The sequence below is a fragment of the Campylobacter sp. CFSAN093229 genome (assembly GCF_011068225.1).
Taxonomy (GTDB): domain Bacteria; phylum Campylobacterota; class Campylobacteria; order Campylobacterales; family Campylobacteraceae; genus Campylobacter_D; species Campylobacter_D jejuni.
Window position 1 is genome coordinate 45,496 of the sequence record NZ_JAAMXB010000006.1, and the last position, 21,458, is coordinate 66,953.

At 31.4% G+C, this 21,458-nt stretch carries 17 protein-coding genes, 1 tRNA gene, 1 other RNA gene and 1 pseudogene; 11 read left to right on the forward strand and 9 right to left on the reverse strand.

The genetic code is table 11. From position 1 onward, the window contains the following. The first annotated feature begins 3 nt into the window (after nt 1-3). Both glmS and fumC read left to right on the forward strand, forming a co-directional pair. Nucleotides 4-1,800 (forward strand): glutamine--fructose-6-phosphate transaminase (isomerizing), encoded by a 1,797-nt coding sequence (gene glmS / locus FBE93_RS03960; protein WP_002932892.1) that lies wholly within the window; start codon nt 4-6, stop codon nt 1,798-1,800. Between the two features lie 133 nt (nt 1,801-1,933). Then, nucleotides 1,934-3,325 (forward strand): class II fumarate hydratase, encoded by a 1,392-nt coding sequence (fumC, locus tag FBE93_RS03965; RefSeq protein ID WP_002854099.1) that lies wholly within the window; start codon nt 1,934-1,936, stop codon nt 3,323-3,325. Between the two features lie 29 nt (nt 3,326-3,354). On the opposite strand, the gene FBE93_RS03970 is transcribed toward fumC, so the two are convergent. Together FBE93_RS03970 and ruvB are read right to left on the reverse strand one after the other, a co-directional pair. Then, complete coding sequence (locus FBE93_RS03970; protein ID WP_165434196.1) at nt 3,355-4,398, reverse strand: AI-2E family transporter; 1,044 nt, start codon at nt 4,396-4,398, stop codon at nt 3,355-3,357. Between the two features lie 3 nt (nt 4,399-4,401). Continuing rightward, nucleotides 4,402-5,409, reverse strand: coding sequence for a Holliday junction branch migration DNA helicase RuvB (ruvB, locus tag FBE93_RS03975; RefSeq protein ID WP_002932887.1), 1,008 nt, complete (start codon nt 5,407-5,409; stop codon nt 4,402-4,404). 90 nt (nt 5,410-5,499) lie between these two features. Here ruvB and FBE93_RS03980 point away from each other — a divergent pair, with 90 nt between their 5' ends. The 3 genes and pseudogenes from FBE93_RS03980 to FBE93_RS08410 all read left to right on the forward strand — a co-directional run bounded on the left by FBE93_RS03980 (nt 5,500) and on the right by FBE93_RS08410 (nt 8,754). Next, nucleotides 5,500-5,910, forward strand: a complete 411-nt coding sequence (locus FBE93_RS03980; protein WP_002783915.1) for a hypothetical protein — start codon at nt 5,500-5,502, stop codon at nt 5,908-5,910. Continuing rightward, nucleotides 5,911-6,269: a transfer-messenger RNA gene (ssrA, locus tag FBE93_RS03985) on the forward strand. Between the two features lie 203 nt (nt 6,270-6,472). Then, nucleotides 6,473-8,754, forward strand: a pseudogene (locus FBE93_RS08410) (autotransporter outer membrane beta-barrel domain-containing protein). Nucleotides 8,755-8,895: 141 nt separating this feature from the next. Here the strand turns inward: FBE93_RS08410 and FBE93_RS04005 are convergent. Beyond that, nucleotides 8,896-11,004: an RNA degradosome polyphosphate kinase gene (locus tag FBE93_RS04005; RefSeq protein ID WP_223209629.1), complete on the reverse strand. Its 2,109-nt coding sequence runs from the start codon at nt 11,002-11,004 to the stop codon at nt 8,896-8,898. A gap of 163 nt (nt 11,005-11,167) precedes the next feature. Here FBE93_RS04005 and nrfH point away from each other — a divergent pair, with 163 nt between their 5' ends. The 4 genes from nrfH to FBE93_RS04025 all read left to right on the forward strand — a co-directional run bounded on the left by nrfH (nt 11,168) and on the right by FBE93_RS04025 (nt 14,372). Continuing rightward, nucleotides 11,168-11,683, forward strand: coding sequence for a cytochrome c nitrite reductase small subunit (nrfH, locus tag FBE93_RS04010; protein ID WP_052775295.1), 516 nt, complete (start codon nt 11,168-11,170; stop codon nt 11,681-11,683). A gap of 14 nt (nt 11,684-11,697) precedes the next feature. After that, nucleotides 11,698-13,530 carry an ammonia-forming cytochrome c nitrite reductase subunit c552 gene (locus FBE93_RS04015; RefSeq protein ID WP_059110956.1) on the forward strand — a complete coding sequence of 611 codons (1,833 nt, stop codon included), beginning with the start codon at nt 11,698-11,700 and terminating at the stop codon, nt 13,528-13,530. A gap of 134 nt (nt 13,531-13,664) precedes the next feature. Then, nucleotides 13,665-14,219 (forward strand): hypothetical protein, encoded by a 555-nt coding sequence (locus FBE93_RS04020; RefSeq protein ID WP_002934378.1) that lies wholly within the window; start codon nt 13,665-13,667, stop codon nt 14,217-14,219. 63 nt (nt 14,220-14,282) lie between these two features. Continuing rightward, nucleotides 14,283-14,372: transfer RNA gene (locus FBE93_RS04025), tRNA-Ser, on the forward strand. Nucleotides 14,373-14,444: 72 nt separating this feature from the next. Here FBE93_RS04025 and ceuB read toward each other — a convergent pair. From ceuB to FBE93_RS04055, 6 genes are all read right to left on the reverse strand, one after another. Continuing rightward, entirely contained in the window at nt 14,445-15,437 is a 993-nt protein-coding gene (gene ceuB, locus FBE93_RS04030; RefSeq protein WP_002934381.1) for an enterochelin ABC transporter substrate-binding protein CeuB, read from the reverse strand. 12 nt (nt 15,438-15,449) lie between these two features. Then, nucleotides 15,450-16,205: an ABC transporter ATP-binding protein gene (locus tag FBE93_RS04035; RefSeq protein WP_002934382.1), complete on the reverse strand. Its 756-nt coding sequence runs from the start codon at nt 16,203-16,205 to the stop codon at nt 15,450-15,452. Beyond that, complete coding sequence (locus FBE93_RS04040; RefSeq protein WP_165434197.1) at nt 16,202-17,140, reverse strand: iron chelate uptake ABC transporter family permease subunit; 939 nt, start codon at nt 17,138-17,140, stop codon at nt 16,202-16,204. The genes FBE93_RS04035 and FBE93_RS04040 overlap by 4 nt, the downstream gene beginning before the upstream one ends. Continuing rightward, entirely contained in the window at nt 17,133-18,101 is a 969-nt protein-coding gene (locus FBE93_RS04045) for an ABC transporter permease (protein WP_002934383.1), read from the reverse strand. The genes FBE93_RS04040 and FBE93_RS04045 overlap by 8 nt, the downstream gene beginning before the upstream one ends. 85 nt (nt 18,102-18,186) lie before the next feature. Then, the gene (locus FBE93_RS04050; protein WP_002934386.1) at nt 18,187-19,176 is read right to left on the reverse strand and encodes a phospholipase A; all 990 of its coding nucleotides are present in this window, start codon (nt 19,174-19,176) and stop codon (nt 18,187-18,189) included. Then, a complete protein-coding gene (locus FBE93_RS04055) occupies nt 19,173-19,748 on the reverse strand; it encodes a molybdenum cofactor guanylyltransferase (RefSeq protein ID WP_002934387.1) in 576 nt (191 codons plus the stop codon). The genes FBE93_RS04050 and FBE93_RS04055 overlap by 4 nt, the downstream gene beginning before the upstream one ends. Nucleotides 19,749-19,809: 61 nt before the next feature. On the opposite strand from FBE93_RS04055, the gene FBE93_RS04060 reads away from it, so the two are divergent. Both FBE93_RS04060 and FBE93_RS04065 read left to right on the forward strand, forming a co-directional pair. Next, a complete protein-coding gene (locus FBE93_RS04060) occupies nt 19,810-21,117 on the forward strand; it encodes an NFACT family protein (protein ID WP_002934388.1) in 1,308 nt (435 codons plus the stop codon). Between the two features lies 1 nt (nt 21,118). Then, nucleotides 21,119-21,457: a hypothetical protein gene (locus FBE93_RS04065; RefSeq protein ID WP_002855905.1), complete on the forward strand. Its 339-nt coding sequence runs from the start codon at nt 21,119-21,121 to the stop codon at nt 21,455-21,457. Nucleotide 21,458 lies beyond the last annotated feature (1 nt).

Sequence of the window (21,458 nt, forward strand, 5' to 3'; positions counted from 1 at the left end):
AAAATGTGTGGAATCGTAGGCTATATAGGAAATAATGAAAAAAAACAAATTATACTAAATGGACTTAAAGAATTAGAATATCGTGGCTATGATAGTGCGGGTATGGCAGTGATGCAAGAAGGAGAGCTTAGTTTTTTTAAAGCTGTAGGAAAACTTGAAAATTTGGCGAATAAATGCACAGATTTTGAAAGTCAAGGTTATGGTTTTGCTATAGGTCATACAAGATGGGCAACTCATGGTAAGCCTACTGAAATCAACGCACATCCTCATTTAGGACAGTATTCTTGTGTGATTCACAATGGTATTATAGAAAATTATAAAGAAATTAAAGATAAACTTGAAAAAGAAGGCGTGAGTTTTTTAAGTCAAACAGATACTGAAGTTATTGTTCAGCTTTTTGAATTTTATGCAAGAAATTTGGGAGTTTTTGAGGCTTGGCAAAAAACCATCAAAGAACTTCGCGGTGCTTTTGCTACTTTGTTGGTAACAAAAAAAGATCCTAATCATGTGTATTTTGCAAAAAATGCCGCTCCTTTGATTATCGGTAAAAATGCAAATAAAGAGTGGTATTTTTCTTCAGGTGATGCACCTTTGATAGGAAGTTGTGATGAGGTAATGTATCTTGAAGATTTAAGTTTAGGATACGCGAGTAAAGACGAGCTTGTCGTTTATGAAAATGATGTTTTAAAATCACTTTGTTTTTCTAAGCTTTCAGGCGATAAGGCTTATGCAAAAAAAGACGGATTTCGCTTTTTTATGGAAAAAGAAATTTATGAACAAAGTCGCGTGATGAGTGAAGTTTTAATGGGGCGTATTCAAGGCGATGAAGTCGTTTTTGATGAGTTAAACAATGAAGATTTAAGTCAAGTAGATGAAATCACGCTTTGTGCTTGTGGAACAAGCTATCATGCTGCAATGGCAAGTGCTTATTTGTTTGAAAGAATTGCTAAAGTTAAAGCTAAAGTAGAAATTGCAAGTGAATTTCGCTACCGTGAAGCAATTGTAAAAAAAGATTCTTTATTTATCGTTATTTCTCAAAGTGGAGAAACAGCAGATACTTTAGAGGCTTTAAAGATTGCAAAAGAGCAGGGTGCTAAGACTTTTGCAATTTGTAATGTGGATAATTCTAATATAGTGCGTTTAGCACACCTAAGTCTTTTAACTCGTGCAGGTATAGAAAAAGGAGTTGCTTCAACCAAAGCTTTTGCCACTCAAGTTTTAACACTTTGGATGCTTGCTATTTTTATGGCACAAAAAAGAAAATTAAATGTTTCTGCTGAAATTAAAGCACTTTTACATACTCCAAATTGCGTGAGTGTAAAACAAGCTTTACATGAAAAAATTCATCGTTTATCTAAGCGTTATTTAGATGGACACGGCTTTTTCTTTATAGGTAGAGATGTGTTTTATCCTTTGGCCTTAGAAGGAGCTTTGAAACTTAAAGAATTATCTTATCTTCATGCTGAAGGTTATCCCGCAGGAGAGATGAAACATGGCCCTATTGCTTTGGCTGATTCTAAGCTTTATACTATAGCTTTAATGCCAAAGCACATGCTTTATGAAAAAACAAAATCAAATGTTGAAGAGCTTATTGCTAGGGATTCTACAGTGCTTAGCATTTCACCTTTAGAATTTGATTTAAGTGATGATTTTATCAAAACCAATGAGCAAGATCATTATATGTGTGAATTTTTTGAAATGATGGTCATTACTCAACTTTTGGCGATGGAAATTTCCATAAGACTTGGCAATGATGTGGATATGCCAAGAAATTTGGCTAAAAGCGTAACAGTCGAATAATCCGTGCAGTTTAAACAAACTGCACATAACTTCAAAATGCTACAAAAAATATAAATAAATTTTAAATTATAAGCTAACTTTATGCTTATTTTTGTTTAAATAATTCTAACAATATTTCTAGAAAGGAAACACTATGGAATACAGAGTTGAACACGATACTATGGGTGAAGTTAAGGTCCCAAATGACAAATATTGGGGAGCTCAAACTGAAAGAAGTTTTGAAAATTTCAAAATCGGTTGTGAGAAAATGCCAAAGGTTTTAATCTATGCTTTTGCAAATCTTAAAAAATCTTTAGCTTTAGTCAATAACAAACTCGGAAAACTTGATGATGCTAAGAAAAATGCTATAGTTCAAGCTTGCGATGAGATTATCGCAGGTAAATTTGATGATAATTTTCCACTTGCGATTTGGCAAACAGGTTCAGGCACACAAAGCAATATGAATATGAATGAAGTTATTGCAAATCGTGCCACTGAAATCATGGGCGGAGATTTTCGCAAAGAAAAGCTTGTGCATCCAAATGATCATGTCAATATGAGTCAAAGTTCAAATGATACTTTTCCAACAGCTATGAGTATCGTTGCAGTTGAGCAAGTAGAGAAAAAGCTTATCCCTGCACTTGATGAGCTTATTGCAACTTTTGAAAAAAAAGTAAAAGAATTTGATGGTATTATCAAGATAGGACGCACGCATTTACAAGATGCTACGCCACTTACTCTAGCACAAGAATTTAGCGGATATCTTTCTATGCTTTTACATTCAAAAGAGCAAATCATCGCCTCTTTACCAACTTTAAGAGAACTTGCCATAGGAGGAACTGCAGTAGGAACAGGGCTTAATGCACATCCAGAATTAAGCCAAAAAGTAAGTGAAGAGCTAACTCAACTTATAGGTACGAAATTTGTTTCAAGTCCAAATAAATTTCATGCTTTAACAAGTCATGATGCGATCAATTTTACTCATGGAGCTATGAAGGGTTTGGCTGCAAATTTAATGAAAATTGCAAATGATATAAGATGGTTAGCTTCAGGTCCAAGATGCGGTCTTGGTGAGCTTATCATCCCTGAAAATGAGCCAGGAAGTTCGATTATGCCAGGTAAGGTAAATCCTACCCAGTGTGAAGCTGTTACTATGGTTGCTGTACAAGTGATGGGAAATGATGCAGCTATTGGTTTTGCAGCAAGTCAAGGAAATTTTGAGCTTAATGTGTTTAAGCCTGTGATTATTTATAATTTCTTGCAAAGTCTTGATTTGTTAGCTGATTCTATGCATTCATTCAATATCCATTGTGCTGTAGGTATAGAACCAAATCGTGCAAAAATCGATCATAATCTTCATAATTCTTTAATGCTAGTTACCGCTCTAAATCCACATATAGGTTATGAAAATGCTGCTAAAGTAGCCAAAAATGCTCATAAAAAAGGTATTTCTTTAAAAGAAAGTGCTATGGAGCTTGGTTTGGTTAGTGAAGAAGATTTCAATAAATTTGTTGATCCTACTAAAATGATAGGCCCAAAAGCCTAGAACATAAAACTTGCCTTTTTTAAGGCAAGTTAAATTAAATTCTTATCTTTTAAAATCACATACATTCTTAAAGTTGATACAAAAAAGGTTAAAATCGCAGGACCTAGTATAATACCCCAAAAACCAAAGGTAGAAATTCCTGCTATCATAGCCAAGAAAATTAAAAGTTCGTTGATTTTGGTAGGGGTTTTTACAAGTTTTTTGTTGATCCATTTGATGATTAAAGGCTTGATTAAAGTATCTGCTATAAAAGAAATTACAATTACAGAATAAATAAAAATAACAAGAGCTGAGTTAAGATTGTTTGAAGCAAATTCATAAAGACTTACAGGCACATAAATTAAAGCTCCTCCTATAGCAGGTATGAGAGAACTTACAGCAAAAATTACTCCCATTAAAATTCCATCATAACCATAAAACATTGTGATTAAACCAAAAAGTGCACCTTGAAATATTGCTACAATTACCATAGAGTAAAGCACAACAGCCATAACATTACCCACTTCACTTAAAACATCATCGAGTTCTTTTTTGTCAATAGGAATGATGGATTTAAGATAGATAACAAGCTCGGTTCCATACAGATTTGCAAAGAAATAAAACACGCAAATTAAAACCATATCTATAAGAAATTTAGCCCCTGATTTTGTAAAACTTGAAGCATAGCTTAGAATTTGTTTGGAAATGCTATTTAAATCTATAGAAGCTAAAAATTCTTTGATTTTAGGTTCTAAAAAATTAAAGCTTTCAGGCAAGGTAAATTGATAGTTTTTGACATAATCAAGAGTTTGTGTGACTAAATTAATATCAAAATTTTTTAAAGCTTTGGCAAGTTCTATCATAGCATAAACAAAAGGTGTAAAGAAAAGCAAAACCATACAAGCTGTTGTAAGAATGGAAGCTAAAAATTTATGTCCTTTAGTGAGATTTAAAAATTTTGCATTAATATTTGAGGTAGCTACCGCCATTAAACTAGCAATGATAATTACAAGTAAAAAACCTTTAAAAAGATAAAGCAAAAGAAATAAAATGACTAAAATAAAGCTTATAAGAAAGAATTTTCCATTTTGCAAAATTTACTCCTCAAATAAAGTTTTTTCATAGTTTAGTTTTAAAGCACTATAGCTTTTTGTGCTTGCTATACGCCCTTTTGCAGTGCGTTCTATATAGCCATTAGCTAGTAAATAAGGCTCGATTACATCTTCTATGGTATTTTCATCTTCGCTTAAAGCCGCAGCAATGCTTGCAAGTCCTATAGGTTTTTGCTTAGCAGCGGTTAAAAGTTCAAGATATCTTAAATCCATCGCATCAAAACCAAGCTCATTAACCCCTAAAGAATTTAAGGCCTCATTAGCCCTTTTTTCTGTGATAATCTCTTCATCATTAACATCGGCAAAATCTCTAACTCTTTTTAAAAGCCTTAAGGCTATCCTTGGGGTTGAACGACTTCTTTTAGCGATCTCAAGTGCGGCTTTTTCTTCGCAAGTTTTATTAAGCTTTAAAGCTGCTTTTTGCAAGATGAGAGCAAGTTCGCTATCTTTGTAAAATTCTAATCTAAATTGCATACCAAAACGATCACGCAAAGGATTGCTAAGCATACCTGCGCGTGTTGTAGCTCCTATAAGGGTAAATTTTGGTAAATCGATTTTTATAGTTTGAGCAGCTGGACCACTACCTATGATAATATCAAGGCGGTAATCCTCCATCGCAGGGTAAAGTACTTCTTCGATAGCAGGGCTTAAGCGGTGAATTTCATCGATAAAAAGTATATCCCCTTCGCTAAGATTGGTTAAAATGGCTGCTAAATCTCCGCTTTTTTCTATCATAGGAGCGGCGGTTGTTTTGATATTTGCACCCATTTCATAGGAGATGATATTAGCTAGTGTTGTTTTTCCAAGTCCTGCAGGACCACTAAAAAGTATATGATCTAAACATTCGTTGCGTTTTTTGGCTGCAGTTATAAAGACATTTAAATTTTTTTTAATGCTTTCTTGACCTATATAACCATCAAAATTTGAAGGACGCAACGAAGTTTCGTAAGTTTCGTCAAAGGAGTATTTTTCTATTTCTACTATTCTATCCATATCTTTACTTATATTTTGGAAAAATTAAAATAAGATTTTAGCTAAAATTTGCTAGAATTTACATTAAACTTCAATGATTATGGTTTGAAAATGGGAATTTTAACAAAATTAGAATTAGATTATGAGATTGATGATATAGAAAAATTTTTACAATTTTTTAGAACCATGTGTGATAGGTTTGAACCTTTAATCATCAAGCTTGGAAGCGATAGCGTGCGTTATAAAGAGGCCATAAAAGAGCTTGAAACTTTAGCACATAATACCGCTTGGGCAGCAAGACGCTTAAATCTTGAAGAAGTGACTGATTTTTGTGTATTTTGTGAAGAGATGATGGCACAAGCAAATCGCTTTAATGGCCCTGCTAGCGATGAATTTACAGATTGGATGCTTTTGATGAGTGATCAGTTTGAAAAATATTGTCGTTCATATGAAAATGATGATTCTGTTTTAGCGGTTTTTAATCCTTTAATTGTTAATGTTCCAAATATTATTTCTAAATAAGGGAGCGACTTGGCTTCGACAGGAGTAAGTCTGCTTAGATGGCATGTCGCTTTGGGCAAAGCGTAAAAAGCCCAAATAAAATTAAACGCAAACAACGTTAAATTTGCTCCTGCTTACGCTAAAGCTGCGTAAGTTCAGTTGAGCCTGAAATTTAAGTCATACTATCTAGCTTAATTTTCGGTCATCTTTGATAGTGTAGCCTTGCGTTTGACAAGCGTTGAGGTGAAATAAAGTCTTAGCCTTGCTTTTAAGTTTTGGAAGATGAGCGAAGTAGGGTGAAGTAGTCATCTTTGCTAAGCATGTAGAGGTCTTTGTGGGGTTATTTTTGGACAGGGGTTCGATTCCCCTCGCTTCCACCATCACGCTAATTTTAAGTAAATCATAAGTTTATTTTAAATTTTTAGAATTTTTTATATGAAGTTAAGATCGATTTATTACCCTTAAAACTTTGATATATTAGGTTTTATAATTTTTCATTAAAAATTTATAGTTTTATTTTTAAGCTTATTTTTAGGGGGGGTATAATTTTTTCTTCAGTTTAAATTTATTGAAGGAGAAACTTATGAAGAAAAATGCTTCGAGCAAGATATTGCTAAGCTTAGGTGTAGCAACTTTGCTTTATTCGGGTGCTTTTGCACAAGAAATCGATCTTACAGGGTCTTCAGATATAGGAAATTATTTTGAAGAAAATGGTAAGGATATTAATCTCAAAAATCCTGATAATTACAAAGGAAAAGATTTAAGTATCAAAATGGGCATTGGGGATTTACCAAGCGATGGTTATGACACTGCTGATCATCGATTGAACATTGATATCGGTAAAGACCATACTTTAAGCTTTACATATAATAACAAAGGAGAACCTGCATATGTAACAAATCTAAACGCTACTGCTAAAAAAGTTGAAACAACAGATATAAATTTTACAAGCTTTTGCACCTTCGGTGATTAATGGAGATTTAACTATGACTAGCTCATGAGGTGAAGCCATTACTCAAGATGAAGAAAAAGGTTCGGGTATAATTCTTTATAATGGAGCAGGTGAAACACAAAGTGCTAATGGTAGCTTAACTATAAATGGAAATTTTACTGCCGATAAAACCCTTTTTGCTACTTATGGAAATTTTGTTAAGGTAAATGGAACTGCAAATCTTAAAAATTCAAATTTTGGACTTATCAAACGCTCTTATACAGACTTAGAAGCAAATAATGTAGTAATGGTTCAAGCTAAAGATTTCAATGAAGATATTTTAAAAGCAAATAATAACGCAGGTGCATTACTTGTAAAATTTTTAAATGATTATGTTTCAACTGATCTTCATGGCAAAGATGTTACAGAAACAGGAGCTGTTATAGATATTAGCGATGAAGATGAATACGGCGATGGAAAAAAAGGCTTAGTAGATTATAAACTTAGCGTTCAAAACTGCGGTGGCAATAAATGCTTGGTAGTTAATGGAGGTGCTACTGCAGCAGCTAAAGATAAACTCACGCAACTTAAAGTAGATATAAATGCTATCGATAAATTACTTAAAAATGATTTTGATTCCGATGAAGCTGAAGCTGAAGAATGGGCAAAAGTTAAAAAAGCCCTACAAGAACAAAAAACTGAACTTGAAAAACTTCAACAAGAAGCTATAAACAACGGCGGTAAAATCGATGGTGAAAAATACCTTGATTTAGTAAATAAAAACTTAAATTTAAATCTTAGTGCTAATGATAAAGCTTCTATCCTAGCACTTCGTTCTATCACAGAACAATTAGGAAGTATAGGAGCAGATTTAGCAAGTAGAGAAGGTGTAAAACTAGCCCTACAAATCAAAAAAGACACAGACAATACAGGTAAATCTGTATCTAATCTCAATTCAGCTTCTGGTGCAGTAAATACCACTATGAATATTTCTAATGATGTTTCTATAGGTTCTCGTGTAGCAATGTTAAACAAATCCTTTTGGAACTTATGCTTCTAAAATGAATGGCCTTAAATTTGCTGCTTTAGATAGTGATATGAGACCAAGCTATGTAAATGAATATACCAATAGTGTTTGGGCTAATGCTTTTGGTGGTGCTAACATTATCGATGGAGATAGTGGTGCAATGTATGGTGCTACCGTGGGAGTAGATAAACAAGCTAATGATGATGTTTTATGGGGTGCTTATTTTACTTATGCAAACGCTAAAATCAAAGACAATAATTTAGAACAAAAAAGTGATAACTTTCAATTAGGTATGTATTCTACTATCAATATAGCTCCACAATGGGAACTTAATCTTAAAGCTTATGCTCAAGTTTCTCCAACTAAACAAGACAATATTCAAACAGATGGTGCATATAACTCAGATTATACAAGCAAATTCTTAGGACTTAGCGCTAATGCAGGTCGTGTGTTTGATCTTAGTGATAATACTTTATTTATTAAACCTTTTGCGGGAGTAAATTATTATTTTAGTTATACTCCATCTCATACAGAAAATGGTGCTATTGCTAAAGATATTGATTCTATGAAAAACAATTCTGTAAGTGTTGAAGTGGGTGCCGAATTTAGAAAATATATGAATGAAAACTCTTATATTTTTGTAACTCCAAAAATAGAACAATTTGTTATCAATAGTGGTGATGATTACACAGCTAACCTAGCTGTAAATAATGCTTTCTTTACTAGTGTAGAAGCTAACAACAAGAAAAAAACATACGGACAAATTATCGTAGGGGGTAATGTAGATTTTACAAATCAACTCAGTATGAATCTTGGCTTTGGTGCTAAACAAATACTAGCAGGTAAAGTAGATAATAAAAATGAAACTTACTTAAGTGGTCAAGTAGGACTTAAGTATAAATTTTAATCTTAAAAATCATTTCTAAATCTTTTTATAGTTTAGAAATGATTGTTTATTTCTATGGGAAATCTCCTAGGGCTTTATCTTAAAGCCCTTTTTTATAACAAACAAGTAAATAAGTCTTTAGAGTAAAAACCCTAAAAACTTTTAGTTTTCTTTGAAAAGTTTGGAAGCTAAGTGCGTTGCGCGACTTTGATCTGTATCTTTTTTAAGTGTTTTATAAATTTTACTTACATATTCTTCTAAGGTTTGTTGAGAATCTATGATTTTTTCAGAAGAAGGAATTTTTTCATACTCTCCATTGTTTTTAAGCTCATAAGCTAAAACATTATCGCTAAGTTGCAAGCGTAAAAATTGAGCTAATTTAGCTTTGCTTCTTTCATCATATATAGGAGTCATAAGCTCTAAACGGCGTTCTAAATTTCTTGGCATCCAATCTGCACTCGATATAAAATAATTTGCCTCACTATGTTTAAAATAAAATACTCTAGCATGTTCTAAGTATTTTCCTATGATGCTTCTAACGCGTATGTTTTTGCTGTATTCTTCATCAGGTTTCAAACAACAAATTCCGCGTATGATAAGATCGATTTGCACTCCTTCCATACTTGCTTCATAAAGCGCTTGTATGATATCACTATCTACAAGAGAATTCATTTTAGCTACAATCACACCTTCATTTTTCTTGCTTGTTTCAATGCGTATCATTTCTAAAACTTTTTCTTTGATTTGATTTGGGCTCATTGAAAGAGTTTGAAGGCGACGATTTTTACTAAAGCCCGATAAGATGTGAAAAAAGCTTGTCGTATCTCTTGCAAATTCTGCTTTGCTTGTAAAATAACTCACATCAGTATAGATTTTAGCACTGCTTGCATTATAATTTCCTGTGCTTAAATGCATATAAAATTTAAGTTTATCTCCTTGTTTGCGTATGACTTGAGAAACCTTAGCGTGGACTTTAAAACCTGTGATGCCATAAATAACATGAGCTCCGGCATTTTCTAAAGCTTTCGCCCAATGAAGATTATTTTCTTCATCAAAGCGTGCTTTTAATTCTACCATCACAGTTACTTGTTTTCCATCGCTTGCAGCATCAATTAAAGCTTGAACTATATTGGAATTTTTTTCAACTCTATAAAGTGTCATTCTTATGGAAATTACTTCAGGATCTTTGCTTGCTTCTTTGATAAATTTATAAACTGGATCAAAACTTTCAAAAGGTTGTATAATGAGTATATCTTCTTTTTCTACAGCATCAAAAATAGATAAATTCTCATCAAAAGGTGGTAAAGTTTTAGGCGTGTAAAGTGGGCTTAAAAGATGCGTAAAGGTTTTATTTCCTGCGATTTGCCAAAGGCTAGGGAGATTGAGTAAAATAGAATATTCATAAACATCTTTATGAAAAATTTTCATGTGAGTATTAAGAAATTCTACGATTTGCTCATCTGCATCTTTTTGAATTTGTAATCTTACAAAAGCTCCTTTTCTGCGAAGTTTTAAGCCTTGTTCTAAAATCATCATAAAATCATCAGCTTCTTCCTCTTCTATTACCATATCTGCATTTCTAGTCACTCTAAATGCTGCTGAAGCTAAGAGTTTATAGCCTGGAAAAATTTCTTCTGCGTGTTGATGGACTATACTTTCTATAGGAACATAAATATTTGCACTTACTTCATAAAAACGAGGTAAAACTCTTGGAATTCTAATCATTCCAAATTTTACAAGCTCAGGATGTGCTTTATCGCAAATTTTAACCGCTAGTGAAAAAGATAAGTTGTTTAAATGTGGAAAAGGGTGAGTAGCATCAACAGCTATTGGAACAATAACAGGAAAAATATTGGAGAAAAAATACTCATCACATTTTTGTTTTAAATTTTCATCTAAATTTTCATAATGTTTTATGAAAAGATTTTCTTTTTCTAATTCACTTGTGATTTCATTAAAATAACGCTCCAAAAGCTCTTTTTCTTGATGTAAGTATTTGCGTATGGCTTTTAATTGTTGTAACGGGGTCATTTCATCGCTACTGCTTGCATTAACTCCAGCTGAAAAAAGTTGTTTTAAGCCTGCGACGCGTATCATATAAAATTCATCTAAATTAGTGCAATATATAGCTATAAATTTTAATTTTTCTAACAAGGGTAAATTTTTAGAACATTGGTCTAAAACACGAGAATTAAAGCGAAGCCAAGAAAGTTCGCGATTGATAAACATATCAGGACTTGTTTGCATTAATTTTTCCTTTTTTAGTTGTATTTTATCATTTATTTTGAAATTATTGAATAAAAGTTTTAAATTTTTTAGGTTAATTAAGAGTAAATATATCTTTAAAATTATATTAAATTCATCTATGTTAGAATCACAAAATTTATTTCTGGGAAATTCTGTGACATTGTTGTTTCATTGAAGATTTTAAGAAATGATAATTTTAAGGAGGAAAATTTTGAAGAAAACTTCGAATCTTTTTACTATTTTTCTTGTTTTGCTTTTTGTTTTCTTTGCGGTTGGGTTTTATACCTTTTATAACGCTAAGGGCGCATCTTATTTAAGCAATGCAAGTGAATCTTGTAATAACTGCCATATTATGAATGAAGTTTATAACGAATACATGGCAGGGCCGCACTCTCAAAAAGTCAAAGGCGAACCAAGAGCAACTTGCGTGGATTGCCATTTGCCACATAATTTTGTAGCTAAGTGGATAGCTAAGGCTCAAAGTGGTTTAGGGCATGCTTATGCTTTTACTTTTAAACTTGATGAGTTGCCTACAAATTTGAGTGCGACTGAAAAAAGCAGAAAAATGGTGCAAGAAAACTGCATACGCTGTCATGCAGATTTTGCTCAAACAGCTATCAATGCTACAACAAATCCACATGCAGACAAGTCATTAAATTGTGCTTCTTGTCATAAAGATGTTGGACATAAACACGGAATTTAATAAGGAGAAGATGAATGAAAAAAAATATTTTACGCTTAGGTATTGTCGTTTTGGTTTTACTTATAGCGGGAGTTTTATGGCTAAATAATGATATCAATCAAAAAAAAGAAGATGAAGCAAATAAAAATGCCATTGCAGTAAATGCTGATTTTTCTTTGCTTAGTGATGATGATCCAAATTTTGAAAAATGGGGTAAGGTTTTTCCAGAGCAACTAAAAATGTATTTAACGGTTGAAAAAGAAGAGCCTAAGGCTACTGAATTTGGTGGTAATTTAGCTTATTCAAAATTGATTCGCTTTCCTCAATTAACCATACTTTGGGCAGGATATCCTTTTAGCCTTGATTTCAATGAAGAAAGAGGGCATTTTTGGGTTCAAGTAGATCAAATGAAAACAGCAAGAAACAACAAAGATTTTCTTAATGCCCATGGACTTGCTGCTTTTAAAGGTCAACCTGCAGCTTGTATGAATTGTCATAGTGGATGGACTCCATGGCTTATAAAAAATGTTGCTAAAGGGGATTTTACTGCTTTTAACTCTACAAATTATTGGACTATGATTAAAAATATCCCAGCCGTTGATGGTATAGTAGAAAATTCACCTGAACATGCAGGCCCACATGGTGGTAAAAGAATGGGTGTAACTTGTGCAGATTGTCACAATCCAAATGATATGAGTTTAAGACTTACTCGTCCAGCAGCTATTAATGCTTTAGTTTCTAGAGGATATGAAAAAGATCCAGTACAAGGCGTAAAAGCTACAAGAGAAGAAATGAGAACTTTAGTTTGCTCTCAATGCCATGTTGAATACTATTTTAAACCAACAGGGGAAAAGGTAAAAGTAATGGGTGAAACTATTGTAGATGATAGTTCTAAAAAATGGTGGAATGGAACTCAGAAAAATTATGATGAGTATGAATTTTGGAGAGATGGCAATAAAGCTAAAGAGATTGAAACCGATGGTATAGTTTTAACTTTTCCTTGGAGTGAGTGGAAAAAAGGACAGCCATTTAGAATTGAAATGCTAGATGATTATTATGATAAAGTTCGTGGAGTATTTGGAGCTGATTTTACTCATAAATTAACAGGAGCGCAAATTATTAAAATTCAACATCCAGAAAGTGAACTTTATAGTGGCGGTGTGCATGCTGCAAATGGAGTAAGTTGCGTGGATTGTCATATGCCTTATGTTAGAGAAGGAGCTAAAAAGGTTACTCAACACAATATCACTTCTCCTTTAAGAGATATTAACTCTGCTTGTAAGTCTTGTCATAAACAAAGCGAAGATTATTTAAAAGCTCAAGTGCTTGACATACAAAACAGCGTTGCGCATGATCAAAGAACTGCAGAGTATGCAATTGTTAGTTTGATTATGGATACTAAAAAACTACGCGATGAACTAGGCAATATGGAAAAATTCCAAAGCGATGGAAAAGCTGATGCGAAAAAAATTAGCGAAGAACTAAAAGAAGTTTTAGAACTTCATCGTAAAGCTCAAATGAGAGCAGATTTTGTTAATGCTGAAAACTCAACTGGTTTTCATAATCCTCGCGAAGCTTCAAGAATGTTATTGCAAGCTGTTGATATGGCAAGAATGGGACAAACTAAACTTGTAGAAATTGCAGCGGCAAATGGAATTAAAGATTTTAAAACTTCAAATTTAGGTTTTGAAGATATTCAAAAATTTAATCCAGGAGAGCTTTATTATAAAGTAGATGTTAATAATCATAAAGCTGGAGAGCGTTACTATGCAGATGAAAAAGATGTTAATGGCAATCCTCCAAAAGAACTTTTAGAGCATGATAAAGAGCTTGCTCCTTATAATTATCAAGTGATTGATAAAAAATAATTCTTAAGCCCTATAATCATAGGGCTTTTTCTTTTCTTTGTTTTAAAAATGTAAACTTTTTATTTAAAGTTCACTTTTACTTCACTTTGTTTTGTCAAAATATCACAAATTTTGATAATCAAAAAGGATTTAAAATGATCAATAAAAATAAATTGTTTAGACAGGTTCATATCTATCTTAGTTTATTCTTCTTGCCTTGCGCCTTGCTTTTTGCTTTAACAGGTATAGCGTATATTTTTGGTATTAATCAAGATGTGGGTTTGAAAGTTGAGCAGTATCAATTGTCAAAAGTTATAGAAAGTGGTAAAGAAAGAGAAGCTTTAATAGAGTACTTAAAAACAAATGGTTTAAAAGTGCCATCTAATACAGATATCATTAAAAGTAAAGATAAAGGCATAACAATAGGCAGAACTCATTATAGTGCTAATATAACTCAAAATTCTACTAATGAATACAACATTACCTTAAAAACAAGATCTTTACTTGGAGATATGATTATGCTTCATAAAGATAAGGGTGCTTGGTATTTTTCTGTGCTTAGCGTAGGTTTTGGTATTACTTTATTTATGCTTTATATTTCAGGGCTTATGATTACTTTGTTTGCAAATAAAAAAGATAGAAGTAAACAATTTGCAGTTCTTGGAGTAGGGGTTGTTGTAACTTTGCTTTTGGCTTATCTTAGCCTTTGATTTTTCCTAGCTTTTTAAGCTAGGTATTATTTATTTTTTTGTATAATCACACTTTACTTTATTGGACAGATGGGTGAGCGGCTGAAACCACACCCCTGCTAAGGGTGCAGATCTTAACGGGTCTCGAGGGTTCAAATCCCTCTCTGTCCGCCACTAAAACTTTCTTGAAAATTCCAAGTATTTTATTAAGTATTAAAGCAAGAGACTAGCCCTTGCGAAGTTGTATTATTTTACAGCGTTTTTGATTTCTAAAATCATAGTTTTTAAAGACTCTAGTCCATTTCCACTTGCTAAATACCAGTATTCTGGATCAAGATAGATGATTTTTTTGTTTTGTGCTGCTTTGGTTTTAACAACAAGCGCATTATCGAGTATGCCTTGAGCGCGTTCTTTGTTGCCGACAATGATATTTCTATCAACAACAAAAATATAATCAGGATTTTTTTCTAATATAAATTCAGAATTGATACTTTTGCCGTGTGTGCCTACTTTTATATTCTCATCTACTGCGTTAATCCCTAAAACATCGTGAATAATCCCAAAGCGAGATTGAGGACCAAAGGCTGAAATTTTGTTAGAATTTGTAAGAATGATAAGAGCTTTTTTATCTTCATTAACTATGCTTTTGGCTTTTTCAATTTCATTTTTAATATCTGAAATTTTTTCTAAAGCTTCTTTTTCTAAACCATAAAGTTTTGCAATGCTTAAGACATTGTTTTCAAAAGAGCTTAAAAAATTTGCATTATCAAGACCTACAAATAAAGTTGGAGCTATTTCTTTTAATTTATCATAAAATTTACTTTGGCGTCCAGAAATGATGATAAGATCAGGTTTTAAAGCATTAATGGCTTCAAAATCAACTTGTTGCACTCCACCTACACTAGGTTTGTTTTTAAATTGTTGTAGGTATTTTGGTAAATTTTTAGCAGGAACGCCTGCGACTTTATCGTTTAATTTTAAAGCATCAAAAGTATCTAAAATTCCAAGATCTAAGATCACTACCTTAGAAGGATTTTTAGGGATTTTATTTTCTCCTAGACTATCCTTTACTAAAAAACTATCACCTTCATCGCTCATGCTGATAGGCAAAACTTTCACCGTAGCAGTGTTGGTTTTTGTTATAGAGCTTGCGTTGTTTTCATTTGAGTTTGAATTACAAGCTGTTAAGATTAGACTTAAAAAAAATGCAAAAAATGCAAAAACTAAAGATTTTTTCATATTTTCTCCTTTTTAAAAATAAATACAAATTTTCTTACCATCAATTTGACTTACGGGTATATCCATATCATAAATTTGTTTTAAATTTTCTTGATTGATGATTTCATTTTTTGAGCCTTGTTTTAAAAGCTTCCCATCTTTTAAGGCTATGACTTCATCAGAATAAATCGAAGCAAAATTAATATCATGCAATACAACAGCTATACTTTTGTTAAAGTCTTTGACTAAATTTTTCATTAGTTGCATGATTTGTACACTATGCTTCATATCAAGATTGTTTAAAGGTTCATCAAACATTATAAATTCAGTATCTTGAGCGATGATCATAGCTATAAAAGCTCTTTGTTTTTGTCCGCCACTTAATGTATCTAAAAATTCATTTCTTAAGTTGCTAAGCCCCATGTATTCTAAAGCTTCATTGATTTTGATTTTATCGTTTGCATTAAGTCTTCCTTGAGAATGCGGAAAACGCCCAAAAGCGACCAATTCTTCAACTTTTAATCTTAAATTGATATTGTTTTGTTGTTTGAGAATGGAAATTTTTTGTGCTAAGATTTGCTCTTTATAGTCTTTTAAATTCATTCCATCGATATAAATTTCTCCACTACTAGGTTTTATCAAACGACTCGCTAGAGCTAAAAGAGTGGATTTTCCAGCGCCATTGGCTCCTATTATAGAAGTGATTTTGCCTTTATGAAAATCAAGGCTAAGATCTGAAATAATGGCTTTATTATCATAAAATTTGGTGATATTTTTTAGTTTAATCATAATTTATTACCCTTTAATACAAGATAGATAAAATATATCCCACCTAAGAAATTAATAATCACGCTTATAGTGGCATTATAATCAAAAACTCTAGAGACAAAAAATACCCCTCCAAGCAAAGCTAAAATGCTAATGAGTATGCAAGCGCTTAGTAAAATACTATGCTTTGCAGTTTTAAATAGCTCATAAGTGATATTGACCACCAAAAGCCCCAAAAAGGTTATAGGACCTACAAGTGCGGTGCTAATAGAAGTTAAAATAGCTATGATAATCATCAATTGTTTTGAAATTTTTTGATAATTTATTCCTAAATTTATCGCTAAATCTTTGCCTAAATTTAAAGGATCTAAAAATTTCATATAGCGAAAAATCCATATAAAACTTAAAAAGCTAATGATATAAGCAAGAATTAAAACATCAAAAGCAATATTATCAAAACTAGCAAACATTCTTCCTTGTATTACCATGAATTCATCAGGGTCGATTAATACTTCAAAAAAAGAGCTTAAAGTGCTAAAAAGTGTCCCAAAAACTAAGCCTAAAAGCATGATAAGATAAATACTTCTATCGCTACTAAATAAAATTTTATAAAGTCCTAGTGAAAAAACCACCATACAAACTAGAGTAATTAAAAAATTGATATCGTTTTTATAAACACTTAAATTAGCTGCACCAAAAGAAAAGATAAGAGCACTTTGAAGTAACATATATAAAGAATCTAATCCTATGATGGCAGGGGTTAGAATTTTGTTATTGCATAAAGTTTGAAAGATTACTGTTGAAACAGCGATACAAATAGCTACTATGATAATAGCTGCAATTTGTAAAAAACGACTTTTTAAGGCATACTCATCAAAGCCATTTAAACCCACAAGTATAAAAATCCCTATCATACCAAGTGTTAAAAAGCTTAAAATCAGCATTTTTTTACGCATAAACTTTCCTTTTTAGTAAAAGAAAGATAAAGATTAAAGATCCTAAAACACCTGTAGTGATACTTAAAGGCATCTCAAAAGGAAAGATGACAAGTCTTGAAATGATATCGCAAACAAGTAAAAACAAAGCTCCACAAAGTGCTATATAGATAAGATTTTTTCTAAGATTATCACCTAGATAAAGAGCTACTAAATTTGGGATAATTAGTCCTAAAAAAGGGATAATCCCAACGCTTACAATCACTAAGCTAGTGATAATGCTTACAATCATCAAGCCTAAAAATAATATGCCATTATAAGAAATTCCAAGATTTAAAGCTATATCTTCGCCCATGCCAACTATGGTAATTTTATGAGCTAAAAAATAAGCAAGTATAAAAAGTGGTAAAGAAATGTAAAGTAATTCATAATTTCCCTGCATAACATTTGCCATACTGCCTTGTAACCAGCCTTGGATATTTTGTATATAATTTAAAGCATAGGCAAAAAAAGTAGTTATAGCACTAATAATGCCTCCAAACATCAAGCCTATCAAAGGTATAAAAATCACATCTTTGAGTTTGATTTTTCTTAAAATTTGGATAAATATAAAAGAACCCAAAAGTGCAAATACAGAAGCAATGATAGCTTGAGTGAAAAAAGACGCTCCAGCAAAAAATATTAAAGAAATAAGTATGCCAAATTTAGCACAATCCATAGTTCCTGCTGTAGTTGGAGAAACGAATTTATTTTGCGTGAGTTGCTGCATGATAAGCCCGCATATACTAAGACTCATTCCTGTGAGTAAAATCGCTATAAGTCTAGGAATTCTTGTGAGAGTTATGATTTCTAGTTGAGTGGAGTTAAGATTAAGAATATCTTTTACATTGATACTGATAACTCCTATAAATAAACTTATCATTCCAAAGAATAAAAGTAAAGCTATAAGCACTTTTAAACTCAATATATGCTTAAAAAACAAATCTTTCCTTATAGTAATAATAATTATCAAAAATGAAATTGTAATGAAATTTGTTTTAAGAAATGATAAAACTACAAAGGATATTTTAGTAAGAAATCAAAAATCCAGTGGAAAGTCTTTGCAAGTGTTTGTTATAGTCTATAAGGCTTTCTCCATAGCCATTAAAGTATTGTAAATACCAATAAATTCCGTTATTAAAAATATCATATCCTAGATCAACCTGTATAGCACCTTTGTTATCGTGGAATTTAAGATTGTTTCTTAGCATAAGATTGATAAAATAATCATCGCCCAAATACGCTAAATTCACATCAAAATTTCCCATATAATGCAAGATGGCAGGATTATCATCATCTTTTTTGCTTTCAGGAATTCTATACCAAAGGCGTGGAACAAATAAAAATTTATTATATAAAATAGCTGTAGATACATAAATTCTATTCCATGAGCGAGATTGCAAATTCTCATCTCCCTTGCCATTGCTTTCATGCAATATACCTACGCGTAGATTGTTAAAAAATTCATAATCTTTAAGATACAAAGGAAAATTTATAAAAAATTCTGGTTGATAGTTGGTTTCTCTAAAAGGAGAAGAATGCTCATAAATTTGCCACCAAGAAGTTTGAGTATAGGCTATATAATATTTTTCATCTAGTCCTAGTAAATTTTCAAAAAGTCTTTTTTTAACACTAAGTTGGAATTTCGCCTCACTCTTATTATTATTTGCTCCTAAAGAATTAAAACTATAAGCTAAAGGTAAAAAATAATTCATCTTATAAGAGCTAATGCCAAGGGGATTAAAACTTTCATTTTCACCAAGATAATTAGCCAAAGCTAAGTGAGAAAAGTCTTGTTTTTCTTCTTTTTTTATAGTGATAGAATTTTGTGTTTGTGTTGTTTGGCTTGAATTATTTTGTTCTTGAGAAATTAAAACAGGTGAATTTTTTAAAGCGAGTTTTTTGTAAATTTCCATAGCTTTTTTATAATCGCCTTGTTTTTCATACTCTAAAGCTTGTTGTAAATCACTAGCCCATATAAAAACACATAAGCTTAAAAATAAAGCAATTTTTCTCATCTTAACTCGCTTTTAAATTTTTCATATTCTTCATAAAAATTAAGATTTAAAAAAGCATCTTCATCTTCAAATTCTACAAATTTAGTTTTAATCTCAGAAAATAAAAGTCCTATTTTTTGTTCATTTTTTTCTAAGAATTTTTTACAAGTTTGAGCTAAAGAGCTGTGATAAAAGCCGCATAAGGGATGTTTATGCAAAGGAGTTTTGGCTATGATTATTTTATAGTTTTGCTCTAAAAAAGGAAGCATTTTTAAAAGTTCATTTTCGCCTACTTTAGGACTATCTACACTTAAAACAAAAACAAATTTATTTTTAAAATTTGAAAGTATAGAGTAAAGCGCAAGCATAGGAGAGTAAACTTCAAATTCTAAAGAATCTTTTATCAAGCTAAAATGGTTTTCAAATTTGTCTTCTTTCGTACTCACATAGACATTTTTAAAAATTTTAGAAAATTTATCTACTTGAAATTGAGTTAAATTTTGATTTTTAAGAATCAATTTGCTTTTATCTTGTCCCATACGACTAGATTTGCCACCACATAAAATCACGCAATTTAGCTCATTAAGCTGCACAAATTTCCTTTTTTAATGTAATTCTACCACAAATTCGCCAAAATATTTTATAATTTCTTTTATGAAATACACAGAACTTTTACAATTGCAAACTTTTTTTTCTCAGTTTAAAAAAATCGATTTTATCAAGCGTATCAATGACAATATTTTGGAATTAAGCTTTGATAAAGAAAGATTTATTTTTGATCTTACTCGTGCAATGAGTGCGATTTATACAGCTAAATTTAATGCAAAAAATTATAATGCACCTTTTGATTTTATGCTTAAAAAGTATTTTAGCAATGCTTTTATAAAAGAAGTTAAAGTCCTTGAAGGCAATCGTATTTTATGTTTTAGTGTAAAAGCTAATAAGGCTTATAAAAGCTATGAGAGCAAAATTTATTTTGAATTTACGGGTAAAAATACCAATGTTATTCTTACAGATGAAAAAGATTTGATCATAGAGGCTTTAAGGCATATTGATAAAAGTTATCGTGTTGTAAAACCTAATGTGATTTTAGAGTCTTTAAAGCCTTATAAAATGGATGAAAATTTTGAGGAAATTAAAGACTTTGCAGATTATTTTTCTCGCAAATTTACAAGCATTTATGAGAGTAAAATCAAACAAATAAAAAATTTAAAACTTGCACAAGTGGATAAAAAAATACAAAATTTACAAGAACTTTTTTCTAGTTTAGATGAAGAAAATTCTTTACTCTTAAAAGCTTTAGAATACAGAAAAAGGGCTGATGTATTGTTTGCAAATTTGAGTGTTTTAAAAGATTATGAAAGGGAATTTAAGCTTGATGATTTTGAAGGCAAAGAGCTTGAATTTAAGCTTGAATTTAGTCCTAAGCAAAGTGCTAATTTATATTATAAAAATGCTAAAAAATTAGAACAAAAAGCTAAAAATTTAAACATACAAAGACAAAATTTAAAAGCAAAGTTAGATTTTACCTTGAGTTTGAAAGAATTATTGCTTCAAGCTAAGAGTGAGATAGAGCTTGAAATTTTACTACCTAAAAAAAATAGCAAAAAAAATCAAGATCATAAACAAGAAGATCTTGTGGCAAATTTTTATTTTAACGAGTTTAAAATTTGCGTGGGTAAAAATGAAAAAGGCAATGAATTTTTACTTAAAAATGCTAAAAAAGATGATTTGTGGCTTCATGTAAGGGATATTCCTAGTGCACATACTTTGATTGTATCAAACAAGCAAAAAATCAGCCTTGATGTGATAGAATTTGCTGCAAGGCTTTGTGTAAGTTTTTCTAAGTTAAAGAAAGGTTCGTATTGGGTCGATTATACCTTAAAAAATTTTGTTAAGGTTCAGCAAAAGGCGTTTGTAAATTATACAAATTTTAAAAGTATTAATATCGCAAAGGATTAAAATGCCAGTTAGCCCATTAGGAAATGTCAATTATATAAATCAAAATATGGCTTATCCAGCTACACAAGCAAGCAATGAGCTTGCAAAAGAAGGTTTTGCAGCTACGCTAAATATGGCTGAATTTAATGAAAAAGAAAAAACTTTGAACAAGCTTGAAAAAGTCAATGAGACTCATGAAATCAAAGAAGAGATCAAAGAAAAAGCCGAACAAGAAGAAAAAAAGAAAAAACACAATCAAGAAGCTAAAACTAGCGATGATGAGAAAAATGAAGAAGATGAGTCTAAAGATCCAAATTTTAAAGACGCACAAAGCATTCATCGCTTAGATATTAGTATATAAG

Coding starts and splice junctions, on each gene's coding strand:
- glmS (WP_002932892.1), top strand. CDS start 4: ATGTGTGGAATCGTAGGCTATATAGGAAATAATGAAAAAAAACAAATT.
- fumC (WP_002854099.1), top strand. CDS start 1,934: ATGGAATACAGAGTTGAACACGATACTATGGGTGAAGTTAAGGTCCCA.
- ruvB (WP_002932887.1), bottom strand. CDS start 5,409: ATGGATAGAATAGTAGAAATAGAAAAATACTCCTTTGACGAAACTTAC.
- FBE93_RS03980 (WP_002783915.1), top strand. CDS start 5,500: ATGGGAATTTTAACAAAATTAGAATTAGATTATGAGATTGATGATATA.
- nrfH (WP_052775295.1), top strand. CDS start 11,168: ATGATAATTTTAAGGAGGAAAATTTTGAAGAAAACTTCGAATCTTTTT.
- FBE93_RS04015 (WP_059110956.1), top strand. CDS start 11,698: ATGAAAAAAAATATTTTACGCTTAGGTATTGTCGTTTTGGTTTTACTT.
- FBE93_RS04020 (WP_002934378.1), top strand. CDS start 13,665: ATGATCAATAAAAATAAATTGTTTAGACAGGTTCATATCTATCTTAGT.
- ceuB (WP_002934381.1), bottom strand. CDS start 15,437: ATGAAAAAATCTTTAGTTTTTGCATTTTTTGCATTTTTTTTAAGTCTA.
- FBE93_RS04035 (WP_002934382.1), bottom strand. CDS start 16,205: ATGATTAAACTAAAAAATATCACCAAATTTTATGATAATAAAGCCATT.
- FBE93_RS04040 (WP_165434197.1), bottom strand. CDS start 17,140: ATGCGTAAAAAAATGCTGATTTTAAGCTTTTTAACACTTGGTATGATA.
- FBE93_RS04050 (WP_002934386.1), bottom strand. CDS start 19,176: ATGAGAAAAATTGCTTTATTTTTAAGCTTATGTGTTTTTATATGGGCT.
- FBE93_RS04060 (WP_002934388.1), top strand. CDS start 19,810: ATGAAATACACAGAACTTTTACAATTGCAAACTTTTTTTTCTCAGTTT.
- FBE93_RS04065 (WP_002855905.1), top strand. CDS start 21,119: ATGCCAGTTAGCCCATTAGGAAATGTCAATTATATAAATCAAAATATG.